Origin of the sequence: Actinoplanes derwentensis (assembly GCF_900104725.1) — a bacterium.
GTDB lineage: Bacteria > Actinomycetota > Actinomycetes > Mycobacteriales > Micromonosporaceae > Actinoplanes > Actinoplanes derwentensis.
Genome location: NZ_LT629758.1, coordinates 3,713,704 through 3,727,284 on the forward strand (window position 1 = coordinate 3,713,704; position 13,581 = coordinate 3,727,284).

Genomic DNA, 13,581 nt, shown 5'->3' on the forward strand with positions numbered 1-13,581 from the left:
ATGCACATCGTCCTCGTCCACGGCGCCGGCGGAACTCCCACCACCTGGTCCGAACTCGTTCCGCTGCTCGGCGACCGCGCACACACCCTGGTCACCAACCCGATGTCCTCGCTCACCGACGACGTGGCGCACACCCTCGGCGTCGTCGAGTCGATCGGCGGGCCGGTGCTGCTGGTCGGGCACTCCTACGGCGGCGCGGTCATCACCAACGTGGGCCGCTCCGAGCAGGTCAAAGGCCTGGTCTACGTGGCGGCGTTCGCCCCGGACGAGGGCGAGAGCGTGAACGGCATCGTCGAGCGTTATCCCCCGGCCGAGGTGTCGAAGTACATGCGGCGCGGACCGAACGGCGAGTGGAAGTCCGAGCACACCGACGAGTACTGGGACGAGATCGGCTGGGACGTGCCCGTCGACCAGCGGCACATCTGGGACAGCGAGTCCCGGCAGAGCGACAACCGGATCTTCTCCGAGGCGACCGGCGAGCCCGCGTGGCGTACCAAGAAGGCCTGGTATCTGGTCGCCGCCGAGGACAAGACCCTGCCTCCGGGCATCCAGCGGGACATGGCCGCCCGGGCCGGCGCGATCACCAGCGAGGTGCCGGGCAGCCACTTCACCCCGCGGGTCCGCCCGGCCGATGTCCTCACCGTGATCGACCGGGCCCTGGACGCGCTGTGAGCGAGGCCCTTCTGGAGATCCGCGGCCTGACCGTCGGGTTCGACGTACCGGGTGGCCGGCTGCCGGCCGTCGCGGGCATCGACCTGACCCTCGGCAAGGGCGAGATCCTGGCCCTGGTCGGCGAGTCCGGCTCCGGCAAGTCGGCGCTGTCGATGAGCCTGGTCGGGCTCAACCGCGGGCCACGCACCCACATCGGCGGCGAGGTGCTGTTCGGCGGCCGCAATCTGGTCACCACCGGGGAGAAGGAGCTGCGCGAGGTGCGCGGCAAGGACATCGCCGTGGTGTTCCAGGACGCGCTCGCCGCCCTCAACCCGACCCAGCGTGTCGGTGACCAGGTCGCCGAGATGATCCGCACCCACCGCAAGATCAGCCGCGGGGACGCGTCGAAACGAGCCGTGGAGCTGCTCGGCGAGGTCGGCATCGCCAACCCGGCACAGACCGCCCGCTCCTACCCGCACCAGCTCTCCGGCGGCATGCGCCAGCGCGTAATGATCGCTATCGGACTCGCCAACGACCCGGCCGTGCTGATCGCCGACGAGCCGACCACCGCGCTCGACGTCACCATCCAGGCCCAGGTGTTACGGCTGCTCAAGAAGCTCCAGACCGAACACGGCACCACGATCGTGCTGATCACCCACGACCTGGGAGTGGTCGCCGAGGTCGCCGACCGGGTCGCCGTCATGTACGCGGGCCGGATCATCGAACAGGGCACCCGTGACGAGGTGCTGTTCGACCCGCAACACCCGTACACCATGGGTCTGCTCTCGTCGGTCCCGCGTGTCGACGGCCCGGCCGTCGCGCGTCTCCCGGCCATCGCCGGAAGCCCGCTCACCGGTGTCACCCGCCCCGAGGGCTGCGCGTTCGCGCCCCGCTGCACGTTCGTCCATGACGCCTGCCTCTCCCCTCCGGTTCTGAAGAAGCGGTACGGCGGGCCGGCGCACCTGGACGCCTGTGTGCTCGACGAGACGGAGCGGGCCCGCGCGCGGGGCGCCCTGGAGGAGGTGGCGCCGTGAAGCCGACGCCGTTGATGGAGATCGAATCGCTGCGGGTGGAGTTCGCCGGTTCGGCCGGGCGCCGGGTGCGCGCGGTCCGCGACGTCGACCTGACCATCTACGAGGGCGAGACTCTCGGGCTGGTCGGCGAGTCCGGCTGTGGCAAGTCGACGCTCGGGCGGGCCATGGTCCGGGTCACCGAGCCGACCGGCGGGGCGATCCGCTACCTCGGCAAGGACATCACCAAGCTGCGCGGGACGGTGTTCCGCAAGATCCGGGCCGACCTGCAGATGGTGTTCCAGGACCCGTTCGGCTCGCTCAACCCGCGGCGCAGCATCGCCGACATCGTGGCCGAGCCGCTGCTGCGGGCCCGTGGCACCGGCAAGGACGAGGCCCGCAAGATCGTCGACGATCTGCTCGACCAGGTCGGGCTCGGGCGCGAGGCCGGCACCCGTAAGCCGCACGAGTTCTCCGGCGGCCAGCGGCAGCGCATCGGCATCGCCCGCGCGCTCGCCCCGTCGCCGCGGTTCGTGGTCGCCGACGAACCGGTCTCCGCACTCGACGTGTCGATCCAGGCCCAGGTCATCAACCTGCTCTCGGACCTGATCCGGGAACGCGGGCTGACCATGCTGTTCATCTCGCACGACCTGGGCGTGGTCCGGCACATCGCGGACCGGATCGCCGTGATGTACCTGGGACAGATCATCGAGGTCGCGTCCCGGGACGACTTCTTCGCCGGCCCCGCCCACCCGTACGGCGAAGCTCTTCTCTCCAGTGTCCCGGCCCTGTCCAAACAACCGCGCCGGGACCGCATCGAACTCACCGGCGAACTGCCCGACCCGGCCGATCCTCCGGCCGGTTGCACGTTCCACACCCGGTGCCGGTACGCGACCGACGTGTGCCGGACCGATGCTCCCGTCCTCCGGGAGGTGCAGCCGGGCCGGGAGGTCCGCTGTCACCTGCCGTTGATCCCTGTGAAAGGCAGCACTTCATGATCATCGACGCGTACAACACCACCCAGGACGTGCGAGGCCGCTCCGACTACCTCACCGGAGCCAAGCCGGGGCAGCCGGCGCCGCCGTACACCCCGTTCGACCCCAAGCGCATCCTGGACCGGATGGACGCCGCCGGTGTCGACATGGCGATGGTCTGCTCGCTCGCCCAGCGCATCGAGAACGACTTCATCGCCGGCCTGGTCAAGGCCCACCCGGACCGGTTCATCGGCTTCGGCCAGGTGATGCCGCAGGCCGACGACGCCCTCGACGAGATCGCCCGGATGAAGGACCTCGGCATCTCCGGCCTGAAACTGCACCCGTCGATGCACGGCTACCACGTCGCCGACCACGGTCTGCTCGACCCGGTGTTCGAGAAGTGCGCCGAACTCGGCATGCCGATCCTGATCAACGCCCTGGACGACGCGTTCTGCGCGCCGCTCGCGATCGAGGAGATCGCCAAGGGCCATCCGACCGTGCCGACGATCATCGCGCACATGGGCGCCGTCTGGAACGTGCCCGAGGCGATCATCGTGGCCGAGCGGAACCCGCACATCTACCTGGAGACGTCGGCGACCCTGATCGCGGACGTCCGGCGGGCGTACGCACGGCTCGGCCCGAGCCAGATCCTGTTCGGCAGCGAGTGGCCGGGATCCGACTTCGACCTGGAGCGCATGAAGATCGCCAAGGCGATTCCGGACGACGCCGACCGGGCGCTGGTCGAGGGCGGCAACATGGCGCGGATCCTGGGCCTGTGATCACCCCGGTAACCGCGCCCGCCCCGGTAACCGCGCCCGCCGGTTTCTCCCCGGAGGACGTCGAACTGCTGCGCCGGGCCGAGGACATCCTCGGCCGGGTGTGGGTGCACGGCCGGCACGAGGTCGCCACCGCCCTGCGCGCCGCCGACGGCTCGATCCACACCGGCGTCCACGTCGAAGGATCCTGCCGGCGCAGCTCGATCTGCGCCGAAGGGGTCGCCCTCGGCACCGCCCGCGCCGCCGGCATCGCGCTCGGAGACGTGGTCAGCGTGGTGTCGGTGCAGATCAAACCGGCCGACACGTTCCGGATCATCGCACCGTGCGGCGTCTGCCGCGAACTGATCAGCGACTACAGCCCGGACGCCACCGTCTGGCTGACCGCACCCGACACCGACGAGGTCATCGCCGTCCGGGCCCTGGACCTGCTGCCCGAGAAGTCACGGCGGCTCTGGTGACTGTTGAAGGAGACGAAATGAGCAATCCGCAACGCTGGGAAGAGATGACCTGGCAGGAGGCCGGGGAGGCCACCGAACGCACCGACGCGGTGATCATCCCGGTCGGCGCGATCGAACAGCACGGCCCGCACCTGCCGCTCAACGTCGACACCGTGATCTGCCAGGCCGTCGCCGAAGAGGTCTCCCGGATCACCGGTGTGCCGACGATCCCGCCGCTGAGCTACGGCGTCTCCGGCTCGCACGGCGACTTCGCCGGCACCATCGCGCTGCGGCCGGAAACCCTGATCGCCATGGTCGAAGACGTGATCGACTCGCTGCATGCCAGCGGCATCCGCCAGTTCGTGCTGCTCAACGGGCACATCTGGAACAACGGGGCACTAGACGTGTCGGCCGAGAAGCTGCGGGTACGGCACAAGGACTCCCGCATCCGCGCGATCGGTTACGTCACCATGTACCCCGGTCCCGAAGTCGACGGCCACGTGCAGTACGGCCGCGGCCTGATGCACGCCAACTTCTTCGAGACCTCGGTCATGCTGCACCTGCGGCCCGACCTGGTCCGGATGGACCGGGCCACCTCGCACGTCGACGTCGACTCGTTCTGGGACTACCGGATGGACCAGGTCAGCGAGACCGGCGTGTGGGGCCGCGACGTCGCCACCGCCAACCCCGAACACGGCAAGTCCGAATTCGAACGCTGCGTCCGCACCACCGCGAACGCCGTCGCCACCGCCGTCCGCGAACCCTGGCCGTCCTCCGCCCACCGGCCTCTTTAAGGAAAGGACCTCCCCGTGGAGATCTTCGACATCACCCTCCCGATCCACCCGGAGATGCTGCACTGGGGCCGCAAACCCGAGGTGGAGATCGTCGAGTCCCTCGCCAACGGTGACGCGTCCAACGTGACCCGCTGGCGGCTCGGCGCCCACACCGGCACCCACGTGGACGCCCCCGCCCACTTCGTCGACGGCGCCACCCCCGTCGACAAACTCGACCTGCACTCCCTGGTCGGCCCGGCCATCGTCGCCGACCTGACCGCCGTCACCGGTGACATCACCGTCGACGACCTCACGGCCGCCGGGGTGGCCGGGCACAAGCGTGTCCTGCTCAAGACCTCGAACTCGGCGGGACCGTTGAAAGAGGTCGACCGGGCGCCGTCCTGGGTCGGGCTGTCACCCGAGGCCGCGCAGTGGCTGATCGCCGAAGGTGTCGAGCTGATCGGCATCGACTACCTGACGATCGAGAGCCACACCCGGACCGAGACCTGGGACGCCCACCACGTGCTGCTCGGCGCCGGCCTGATCATCCTGGAGAACGCCGACCTGGACGGGGTGCCGCCCGGCTTCTACGAACTGGTCTGCCTGCCGGCGAAACTGGTCGACTCGGACGGCTCGTTCGCCCGGGCCATCCTGATCAAGCGAGACGCCTGATGGCCGTCGCGGTCGCGGCGCCGCACCCGGCAGCGGTCGAGGCCGCACACGCCGTGATCGAGAGCGGCGGGAACGCACTCGACGCGGCGCTGGCGGCCGCGGCGGCGCTCACGGTGGCGTACCCCCATCAATGCTCTGTCGGGGGTGACCTGGTCGCCGTCGTCCGCCCGGCCGGCGGCGAACCGCAAGCCGTGCTCTCCATCGGCGCCGCCGCGGCAGCCGTCGACGTGGACGCGCTGCGTGCTGCCGGGCCGCGCATGCCGTTCGGCGGGGCGCAGACCGTCACCGTGCCCGGAGTGGTCGCCGGCTGGGCCGCGCTGCACGCCCTCGGCGCCAGCCTGCCGCTCGCCGACCTGCTCGCGCCGGCCCGGTCCCTGGCCACCGGCGGTGTGGCGGTCAGTCCCGGCCTGCACCGGGCGATCCTGGGCCGGATCGACGGTGTCCGCGCCGACCCCGGCCTGTCCGCGCTGCTGCTCGACGACGCCGGCGAACCGGTGACGACGCTGTACCAGCCGGCGCTGGCCGAAACCCTCGACAGCATCGGCCGCAACTGGCGGTCCTTCTACCGCGGTCACCTCGGTCATCGCCTGGTCGCCGGCCTCAACCGGCTGGGCAGCCCGCTCACGGTCGGCGATTTCGCCGCCCACCAGGCCGAGATCACGTCACCGTTGGCGTCGGTTGCGGAGGGTGTTTCCTGGTACGCCGCCCCGCCGCCCGTCCAGGGAGCCACCTTCCTCGCCATCGCGGGTTCATCAGCGCTGCTGGCCGACGCGCGCCGGGCTCAACTGGCCCGCGACGCCCTGCTCGGCGACCCCCGCACCGGCCCGATCGACCTGGACGGCCTGCTGCTCCGGACCACCGCCGACTTCACACCCGCCGACCTCGTCAAACCGGCCGGCGACACGGTGGCGGTCACCACGGTCGACTCGTCCGGCACCGCGGTCACCCTGATCCAGAGCGTCTTCCAGAGCTTCGGCTCCGGCCTGCTCGAACCCGACACCGGCGTCGTCCTGCACAACCGTGGCTCGTCGTTCAGCCTCGACCCGGCACACCCCGGAAGAATCGCCCCCGGTGTACGGCCACCGCACACCCTCTGCCCCACGGTCGCCGTCTCCGGTGACACGGTGGTGGCCCTGGGCTGTCAGGGTGGCCGCTCCCAGGCGTGGATCCTCGCCCAGGTGGCCGGCGACGTCCTGAGCACTGACGATCTGTCCGGGGTGCTGGCCCGGCCGCGGTGGATCATCGGTGCCCGCGAGATCGACCGGGACGTCCCCACCCTGCTCCTGGAACCCGGCACCCCCGATGCGGCGACGCTGACCAGCACCGCTTCGGCGCTGGACCTGGCCGTCGAGACCACGGCCGGCCCACACGACGACGCCGGCCACATCCAGGTGGCCCGGCTGGCAGCGGGCATCCTGTCCGCGGCCAGTGATCCCCGGGCCGACGGGCTGGCCGCCGTCTACTGAGCAACACCCCCTGACGTCCGGATCTGGTCCGGCGCACTGGCCTCATGCCCCTCGAGGCCAGCGGCCGGGCCGGATCCGGGCCTCGTTCTCCCGCTCCCGTCAGCACTTCCCCGATCGCGATCCCCCCGGAGGCCCGGCAATGAGTGGTGAGCTGGTAATCATCGGCGACGTGATCACCCTGGACCCGGTCCGGCCCCGCGTCACCGCGGTCGCGATCGTGAACGGCCGGATAGCCGCCACCGGCAGCCCCGCAGACGCGCGCGCGGCGGTTCCGGCCGGAACACCCGAGGTCACCGTGTCCGGCACGATCATCCCCGGTTTCGTCGACAGCCACGTGCATCTGCTCTGGGCCGGACGACGGGCATCCCGGGTGTCCCTGACCGGCGCCACCTCGATCGCCGAAGTGCAGCAGCGTATCCGCGCGCACGCCCTCGCGAACCCCGGCGACGGCTGGATCGAAGCCGACGACGACCTGGACCCGTGGGACCTGGCCGAGAACCGCCTGCCCACCGCCGCCGAACTGGAGACAGCCGCCCCCGGCCGCGGCGTCCTGCTGGACCGGCGCGGCCATGACGCCCTGGTCAACACGACCGCACTGCACCGGGCCGGTATCACCTCGGCCACTCCCGACCCGCCGGGCGGGCGCATCGACCGCGACCCGAACGGCGAACCGACCGGCCTGCTCGTCGAACATCCGGCGGTCGCACTGGCCCGGGCCGTCATCCCACCGCCGTCCGGCGCCGACCACCACCGCTGGATCGAAAACGGCCAGCGGGAACTCCTCGCCCACGGCATCACCACCGCGATGGACCCGGCGGTGTCCACGGCCGAACTGTCCGCCTACGCGGACGCGGCCCGCGCCGGCACCCTCCAGCTCCGGGTGACGGCGATGCCGCTCGGTTCGGAGACCACCACGTTCGCGGACCTGGACCGGGCCGCCGAGACGTGCGGCCTGGAAACCGCAGACCCCCATCTGCTGGTACGAGGCCCCACCAAACTCTTCCTGGACGGCGGCGGCTCCCTCGGCACAGCTCTGCTCTCCACACCGTGGCCCACTCACCCCACCCCACCGGCGTCTCCCGAGCCGACCCCGGCCGCAGGCCCGTCACCAGCCGAACCGGCGCCGCTGCCCACATCGACGCTTACCCCTTCCTCCGCTACCCCTTCCTCCGGTGTCGTGGAGCCCTTGGGTGTCGGCCCTTCCCAACCCTCAGCCGCAGAACCTGGCCCGGTGGACCCTGCCTACAGCGAGCCGGTTTCCTGCGGGGTCGTCGAGCATTCCGACTACCACGGGAATCAGACGCTGAGCAGGGAAGTCGTGCTCGCGCATTGCCGGGAAGCGGCGCTGGCCGGGCGTGGAGCAGGGGTGCACGCGGTCGGGGACGCCGCGATCGACCTGGTGCTGGACGTGCTCGGTGAAGTCGACGCGGTGACACCTGTCGCGGGACTGGGATTCCACCTGATCCACGCCTATCTGGGGCCGAGTCCGGACGCGATGCGCCGTGCCCGGGATCTGGGCGTGCGGGTGTCGGCGCATCCGGCGCTCCAATGGGACTTCGGGCTCGGGCTGATCGACCGGCTCGGTGAGGACCGTGCGGCCGCCGCCAATCCACTGCGGTCCTGGCTGGACGCCGGAGTCGAGGTGGGCGGCGGCTCGGACGGTCCCGGACCGCCGATGGCACCGCTGCACGGCATGTGGCAGGCCCGAACCCGGCACGTCCGCGGGCGCGAGACACCACTCGGCCCGGAGCAGGCGATCACCGCGCCCGAAGCCCTGGAACTGTTCACCACCGGCGCGGCCCGGATCACCGGCGGCCCCGGCACCGGTCGGCTCCGCCCCGGCGACCCCGCCGACCTGGCGTTCCTGACCGGCGACCCGCTCACGCCCGACCCGGACACCCTGCGTTCCCTGACCGTGACGGCAACCATGGTCAACGGCCGCCTGGTCTTCGAACGGCCCGACTTCCAGCAGACCACCACCACCCAGCCCACCACCCAGCCAGCCGATCCCGAGCCAGCCGATCCCGAGCGGGCGGGTCCCGAGCGAGTCGATCGCGCGGCGGTAGATCCCGCGGCGGCCGATTCCATGTTGGTCGATGTCGGGTCTGTCGTTCCTGAGCAGGTTGCCTCTCAGGGCGCCGCGACGGGGATGAGTGGCGCTGGGACGGTTGCTGGTGGGTGGGTTTCGCCGGGGCGGCGGGTTTGGGGATGGGCTGTCAGTGGGCGGGCTGTTCTGGGGACGGTGGGTGACGTGGCGGGTGGGTGACGTGGGAGTGGGCGTTGGACGTACCGTCGCTGGGGTTTGGAATGGGAATGGGAAGTGGGAATGATGGGCTGGGGTGAAGCGGCTCTGCTGCTGATTGCCGGGCTGGCTGCGGGAATGGTGAACGCTATCGCCGGCGGCGGGTCGCTGATCACGTTTCCGAGCATGCTGGCCATCGGGATGCCGCCGGTGGCCGCCAATGTGAGCAACGCGTTGTCGGTGGCACCCGGATATGCCGCGAGTGTCGTCGGCAGCCGGGCTGACCTGGCCGGTCAAGGCCGGCGGGTGTTGCGGGTGCTGCCGACCGCACTGTTCGGGGCATTGTGCGGATGTGTGCTGCTGCTGAACACGCCCCGGCGGGTATTCGATTTCGTGGTGCCGTTCCTGGTTGTCGGGGCGGCGTTGACGCTCGCTTTTCAGAAACGGTTGCGCGGGCTCGTCGGGCATCCGCAGGAGGTCTCCCCGAAACGGGCGACGCTGATGTTGCACACGGCGGTGTTCTTGTGCGCGCTGTACGGCGGCTATTTCAACGCGGCCCTCGGGGTGCTGCTGGTGGCCGGTCTGGCGCTGGTACTGGACGAGACGCTGGCCAGGGTCAGCGCCCTCAAGAACCTGCTGTCCGCATTGATCGGTGTGGTGACGATTCTGGTGTACAGCGTTTTCGGCCCGGTGAACTGGGCCGCGGTAGCGGTGATCGCCCCGGCCACCGTGGTCGGCGGCTATCTGGGCGCCCGAGTGGCCCGTAAACTCCCGGCGAACGCGTTGCGCGCGGTGATCGTGACGTTCGGCGTAGCTGTCGGGGTCTACCTGTTCATCCGCGCGACTACCAACTGATAGCACCGCCACCCGGCCCGCGACCGCAAACGTCTGGCACAAATGTCTGGCACCAGCGCTTAGCACCAATGTCTGACACGGGCGTCTGGCACGAACGTCTGGCACCAGCGCTTAGCACCAATGTCTGACACGGGCGTCTGGCACGAACGTCTGGCACCAGCGCTTGGCACGAACGTCTGGCACAATGCGGCGGGCGGAGACCGCGGCCACGACGCAGCGGGCGGAGACGGCGGGCACGACGCGGTGAGTAGGCAGGACAGGGCAGGCATGCCGGAGGGGCGGTCGCGATGGACCTGGTCACGAGACTCGCGGCGTTCATGTCGTGGTATGAGCAGGCGACCAATCGGCATGACTTCGGCGAGCTGGCACCGTTGATCGCCGAGGACGGGACCTACTGGTTCAGCGACGGCTCACACCAAGGCATCGACGCGATCAGAGCTGCCGTCGAGAAGACCTTCGCCACCATCCTCGACGAGGTCTACACGATCGAAGGGCTGGAGTGGGTCGCGGTCGCCGATGAGCTGGCCGTGTGTCGCTACCGCTTCCGCTGGAGCGGCACCGTAGGCGGTGAGCCGGCTTCCGGAGCGGGTCGCGGCACCAACGTCATCGTCAAGCGCGACGGCACCTGGAAGATGCTGCACGAGCACTTGAGCCGGTAGAACTACCTGAGCGAACGCTGGTACCAGGTGCCCGGCTGACCTCCGAGTTCGGCCGGGTCGGCCGGGCCGACAGCAATGAACCCGGCTTTGGTCAGCACTTTCTGAGACGCGACATTGCGGTGCGCAGTGGCGGCCCGCAGCGTGTGCAAGCCGTGCCGGGTCTCCGCCGACTCGCACAACTCCAGGACTGCCGCGGTCGCCACACCACGTCCGGCGGCATGTTCCGCGACCCGGTAGCCGAGGTCAGCGCGACGCTCAACGATGTCGGCACGGCGACCGACGATGTCAGCACCCTCGCCGGCGATGTCGGTGCGGTGATCAGCGATGTCGTACAGATTGAACCGGCCGAGCACCTGGCCGTCGCCGTCGATGAGCACGTAGAAGGCACAGATGCCGGCCTCCTGCTCGGCCAGCAGGGCGTGATACCGGTCGGTGAACCGGTCGAAATAGTCGTCGCCGCGGTCGGAAACCGAAGCCGCGAAGTAGGCCCGGTTCGCCAGCTCGAAAGCCAGGACCGCCGGGGCGTGATCGGCATGCAGCAGCTTCAGCTCGGGCATCGCCCGACCATAGTCACACCGGCCCTCGAAGCCGACCGACTTTAGTGAGCACCGGTCCCCCAAAGCCGACCGACCCTTGTGAGCACCGGCTACCGAAACCGACCGGGTTCCGGGAGCATCAGCCCTCTGTAGCCGCCCGGCTCTCGGAAACACCGCCCCCAAGCCGACCCGTTTCCGGGAGCACCAGGCTCCCGAAACCGACCGACTTCGCGAGCACCCACTCCTGAAGATCAAAAACGGGCCGATCCGCCGTTCAAAGGCGACGGAAAAGCTTCGAACGGCCGTTCAGAGGCAACGGGAAGCCGCAAACGACTCCGTCACAGATCGATCACCAGGCGTGGCCCGGCGGCCCGTGAGACGCAGAGCATCATGCAATTGTTGGCGGCCTTCTCCGAGCGGGTCAGCACGTGGTCGCGATGGTCGACCTCGCCCGCGAGCACCCGGGTGTCGCACGTGCCGCAGATGCCTTCCTCGCAGTCGCTGAGCACGTCGATGCCGGCCTCGGTGACCACTTCGAGGGCACTGCGCCCGGCGGGCACCGCCAGCTCCAGGCCTGATTTCTCCAGTCGCAGCGTGAACGAGCCGGGCTCTGCCACCTCCAGCTCGGGAGCCTCGAAATACTCGGCGCGCAGGCAGTCGCCCCGGCCCTCGGCTTCCAGGGTCTTCTCGACGGCTTCGATCAGTGAGGCGGGGCCGCAGACATAAACCAGCGTCTCCGATGTCACGCCGGCCAGAAGGTCGCCCATCGACGGGCGGCCGGACACCGCCGTCTCGTGGATCGCCGCGGGCGAACCGAGCGCCCGCACCCGCCCCACGAACGGCATCGTGGCAGCCTTACGCCCGACATAGGCCAGCCGCCACGCCCGAGAGCCCCGCGCCAGTTCCTCGGCCATCGGCAGCAGTGGGGTGATGCCGACACCCCCGGCGATCAGGACGACCTCCGGCGCGTCCTCCAGCGCGAAATGGTTCTTGACGCCGCGCATGGTGACCCGGTCGCCCGGCCGCACCGTGCGGTGCACCCAGCCGGAGCCGCCCTTGCCCGCCGGATCGTGCCGCACCGCGATCGTCAGGGACTCACCGCCGGGAACGCCGCACAGCGAATACTGACGAACCGAGCCGTCGCTCACCACCAGGTCGACGTGCGCACCGGGGGCCCAGTCGGGCAGAACCGCACCGGCCGGGTCGACCAGGTCGACAGTCAGCACGTCGTCGGCCTCCAGGACCAGGCCGCGCACCATCAGCTCTCGCATGTCCCGCTCCCCCGTCAAGGCTTGTAGACCACGAAGACCTTGCGGAGCCGTTCGATGACGGTCCACTCGCCCTGCCAGCCGATCGGGAAATACGCGGTCGTGCCGGCGGTCACCTCGACGGGCTCGCCGCCGTCCTCGGTGACGGTCATGCGACCGGCGACGACGTGGATGATCTCGCCGCGGGTCAGGAACTCCCAGCGTGAGGTGCCCGGCTCGGACTCCCAGACACCGGAGACGACACGCCGGTCCTCGGTGGCGAAGTCGAGCCGGCTGCGCACCGGGATCTCGCCACTGAGCGGCTCGGCGCTCGGCTGCCCCAGCAGCGACTCCTTGAGGTCGGTCGCCTCCACCGGTCGGTTGACAGCAGTCATGACCCCGCTCCTATCGTGTCCGAAGTTGAATGGATTGGATCCAAGAAGTTTATGTCTGGATCCGGTCGAGCGCCATAGGTCAGGCCTTGAAGCGATCCGCCAGTTCCGCCGTCAAGGCCGGCCAGGCGATCGGGTCGTGCCCGGGGATCACCGGATAACCGCGACGGGCCCCGATGTCCTTCAGACGGCGGATCTGGGCGACGGTCCGCTCCGGAGTCACCTGGAGGAACGAGCCGATCGCCTGCTCATCGGTGATGTTCTCGGTCAGGTCGGCGGCGTCGCAGGCGAAGACGTAACCGCCGCCACCCTCCAGATCGACCACGAAACTCTGGTGACCCGGGGTGTGCCCGGCCGTCAGCAGAGCCGTCACGCCGGGGGCGATCTCCACGTCCCCCTCGGCCAGCCGCCAGTCGATGCGGGGGTCGTCGTAGTCGATCCGGGCCATCGAGTAGCGCTCCGGCTCGGGATGGCTGGACAGGCCGTAGTCCAGCTCGGCTCTCTGGACGTGCACCGGCACCCGGCCGGCGAAATGCTTGAGCCCACCGGCATGGTCGACGTGCAGGTGACTGAGGGCGACTGCGGTGATATCGGTCAGGGCGACCCCCACCGCATCCAGCGCCTCCTCCAGTGGCTCACCCGGACCGGGCAGCTCCGGCTGATAGTTGGGGCTGGGGTAGAAGCGCCGCCGCAGCGCCGGGTCGCGGAGCAGCGCCGTGTTGAACCCGGTGTCCAGAAGGAGCCAGCCCTCGCCGGTCTCCAGGAGCAGGCCGGGGACGGGCTCGCGGACCCGCTCGGTGCGGGAGGCTCCGTGCACGGATGCGGATTTCGGCAGGTCTTCCCAGCCCAGAGTGAGAGCGATGATGCGACTGACGGCCACACGACCTCCAA

Annotated in this window: 15 protein-coding genes; 11 read left to right on the top strand and 4 right to left on the bottom strand. The window is 70.0% G+C overall.

What is annotated here, in order from left to right:
* The 11 genes from BLU81_RS16370 (at position 1) to BLU81_RS16420 (ending at position 10,515) form a co-directional block, all read left to right on the top strand.
* Positions 1-672 (top strand): alpha/beta fold hydrolase, encoded by a 672-nt coding sequence (locus tag BLU81_RS16370; RefSeq protein WP_092545467.1) that lies wholly within the window; start codon positions 1-3, stop codon positions 670-672.
* Positions 669-1,685 (top strand): ABC transporter ATP-binding protein, encoded by a 1,017-nt coding sequence (locus BLU81_RS16375; protein ID WP_092545468.1) that lies wholly within the window; start codon positions 669-671, stop codon positions 1,683-1,685. Before BLU81_RS16370 ends, BLU81_RS16375 begins: the two co-directional genes overlap by 4 nt.
* A complete protein-coding gene (locus BLU81_RS16380; RefSeq protein ID WP_231954586.1) occupies positions 1,682-2,659 on the top strand; it encodes an ABC transporter ATP-binding protein in 978 nt (325 codons plus the stop codon). The genes BLU81_RS16375 and BLU81_RS16380 overlap by 4 nt, the downstream gene beginning before the upstream one ends.
* Entirely contained in the window at positions 2,656-3,414 is a 759-nt protein-coding gene (locus BLU81_RS16385) for an amidohydrolase family protein (protein WP_092545470.1), read from the top strand. The genes BLU81_RS16380 and BLU81_RS16385 overlap by 4 nt, the downstream gene beginning before the upstream one ends.
* A complete protein-coding gene (locus BLU81_RS16390) occupies positions 3,411-3,869 on the top strand; it encodes a cytidine/deoxycytidylate deaminase family protein (RefSeq protein ID WP_197686241.1) in 459 nt (152 codons plus the stop codon). Before BLU81_RS16385 ends, BLU81_RS16390 begins: the two co-directional genes overlap by 4 nt.
* Before the next feature lie 17 nt (positions 3,870-3,886).
* Complete coding sequence (locus BLU81_RS16395) at positions 3,887-4,642, top strand: creatininase family protein (protein WP_092545471.1); 756 nt, start codon at positions 3,887-3,889, stop codon at positions 4,640-4,642.
* 15 nt (positions 4,643-4,657) lie between these two features.
* Positions 4,658-5,293, top strand: a complete 636-nt coding sequence (locus BLU81_RS16400; protein ID WP_197686242.1) for a cyclase family protein — start codon at positions 4,658-4,660, stop codon at positions 5,291-5,293.
* A complete protein-coding gene (locus tag BLU81_RS16405; RefSeq protein WP_092545472.1) occupies positions 5,293-6,759 on the top strand; it encodes a gamma-glutamyltransferase in 1,467 nt (488 codons plus the stop codon). The genes BLU81_RS16400 and BLU81_RS16405 overlap by 1 nt, the downstream gene beginning before the upstream one ends.
* 139 nt (positions 6,760-6,898) lie before the next feature.
* Complete coding sequence (locus BLU81_RS16410) at positions 6,899-9,025, top strand: amidohydrolase (RefSeq protein ID WP_092545473.1); 2,127 nt, start codon at positions 6,899-6,901, stop codon at positions 9,023-9,025.
* A gap of 63 nt (positions 9,026-9,088) precedes the next feature.
* A complete protein-coding gene (locus BLU81_RS16415; RefSeq protein WP_092557180.1) occupies positions 9,089-9,856 on the top strand; it encodes a sulfite exporter TauE/SafE family protein in 768 nt (255 codons plus the stop codon).
* Between the two features lie 287 nt (positions 9,857-10,143).
* Positions 10,144-10,515 (top strand): YybH family protein, encoded by a 372-nt coding sequence (locus tag BLU81_RS16420; protein WP_197686243.1) that lies wholly within the window; start codon positions 10,144-10,146, stop codon positions 10,513-10,515.
* 2 nt (positions 10,516-10,517) lie between these two features.
* Here BLU81_RS16420 and BLU81_RS16425 read toward each other — a convergent pair whose 3' ends face one another.
* The 4 genes from BLU81_RS16425 to BLU81_RS16440 all read right to left on the bottom strand — a co-directional run bounded on the left by BLU81_RS16425 (position 10,518) and on the right by BLU81_RS16440 (position 13,570).
* Entirely contained in the window at positions 10,518-11,072 is a 555-nt protein-coding gene (locus BLU81_RS16425) for a GNAT family N-acetyltransferase (RefSeq protein ID WP_092545474.1), read from the bottom strand.
* Between the two features lie 317 nt (positions 11,073-11,389).
* Entirely contained in the window at positions 11,390-12,322 is a 933-nt protein-coding gene (locus tag BLU81_RS16430) for a PDR/VanB family oxidoreductase (protein ID WP_092545475.1), read from the bottom strand.
* A gap of 14 nt (positions 12,323-12,336) precedes the next feature.
* Positions 12,337-12,693 (bottom strand): cupin domain-containing protein, encoded by a 357-nt coding sequence (locus BLU81_RS16435; RefSeq protein WP_092545476.1) that lies wholly within the window; start codon positions 12,691-12,693, stop codon positions 12,337-12,339.
* Positions 12,694-12,772: 79 nt separating this feature from the next.
* A complete protein-coding gene (locus tag BLU81_RS16440) occupies positions 12,773-13,570 on the bottom strand; it encodes an N-acyl homoserine lactonase family protein (RefSeq protein WP_197686244.1) in 798 nt (265 codons plus the stop codon).
* Positions 13,571-13,581: the final 11 nt, after the last annotated feature.

Bases quoted from the DNA above. Each gene is read 5' to 3' on its own strand.
- BLU81_RS16370 (WP_092545467.1), top strand. From the start codon at position 1: ATGCACATCGTCCTCGTCCACGGCGCCGGCGGAACTCCCACCACCTGG.
- BLU81_RS16385 (WP_092545470.1), top strand. From the start codon at position 2,656: ATGATCATCGACGCGTACAACACCACCCAGGACGTGCGAGGCCGCTCC.
- BLU81_RS16395 (WP_092545471.1), top strand. From the start codon at position 3,887: ATGAGCAATCCGCAACGCTGGGAAGAGATGACCTGGCAGGAGGCCGGG.
- BLU81_RS16405 (WP_092545472.1), top strand. From the start codon at position 5,293: ATGGCCGTCGCGGTCGCGGCGCCGCACCCGGCAGCGGTCGAGGCCGCA.
- BLU81_RS16410 (WP_092545473.1), top strand. From the start codon at position 6,899: ATGAGTGGTGAGCTGGTAATCATCGGCGACGTGATCACCCTGGACCCG.
- BLU81_RS16415 (WP_092557180.1), top strand. From the start codon at position 9,089: ATGGGCTGGGGTGAAGCGGCTCTGCTGCTGATTGCCGGGCTGGCTGCG.
- BLU81_RS16420 (WP_197686243.1), top strand. From the start codon at position 10,144: ATGGACCTGGTCACGAGACTCGCGGCGTTCATGTCGTGGTATGAGCAG.
- BLU81_RS16425 (WP_092545474.1), bottom strand. From the start codon at position 11,072: ATGCCCGAGCTGAAGCTGCTGCATGCCGATCACGCCCCGGCGGTCCTG.
- BLU81_RS16430 (WP_092545475.1), bottom strand. From the start codon at position 12,322: ATGCGAGAGCTGATGGTGCGCGGCCTGGTCCTGGAGGCCGACGACGTG.
- BLU81_RS16435 (WP_092545476.1), bottom strand. From the start codon at position 12,693: ATGACTGCTGTCAACCGACCGGTGGAGGCGACCGACCTCAAGGAGTCG.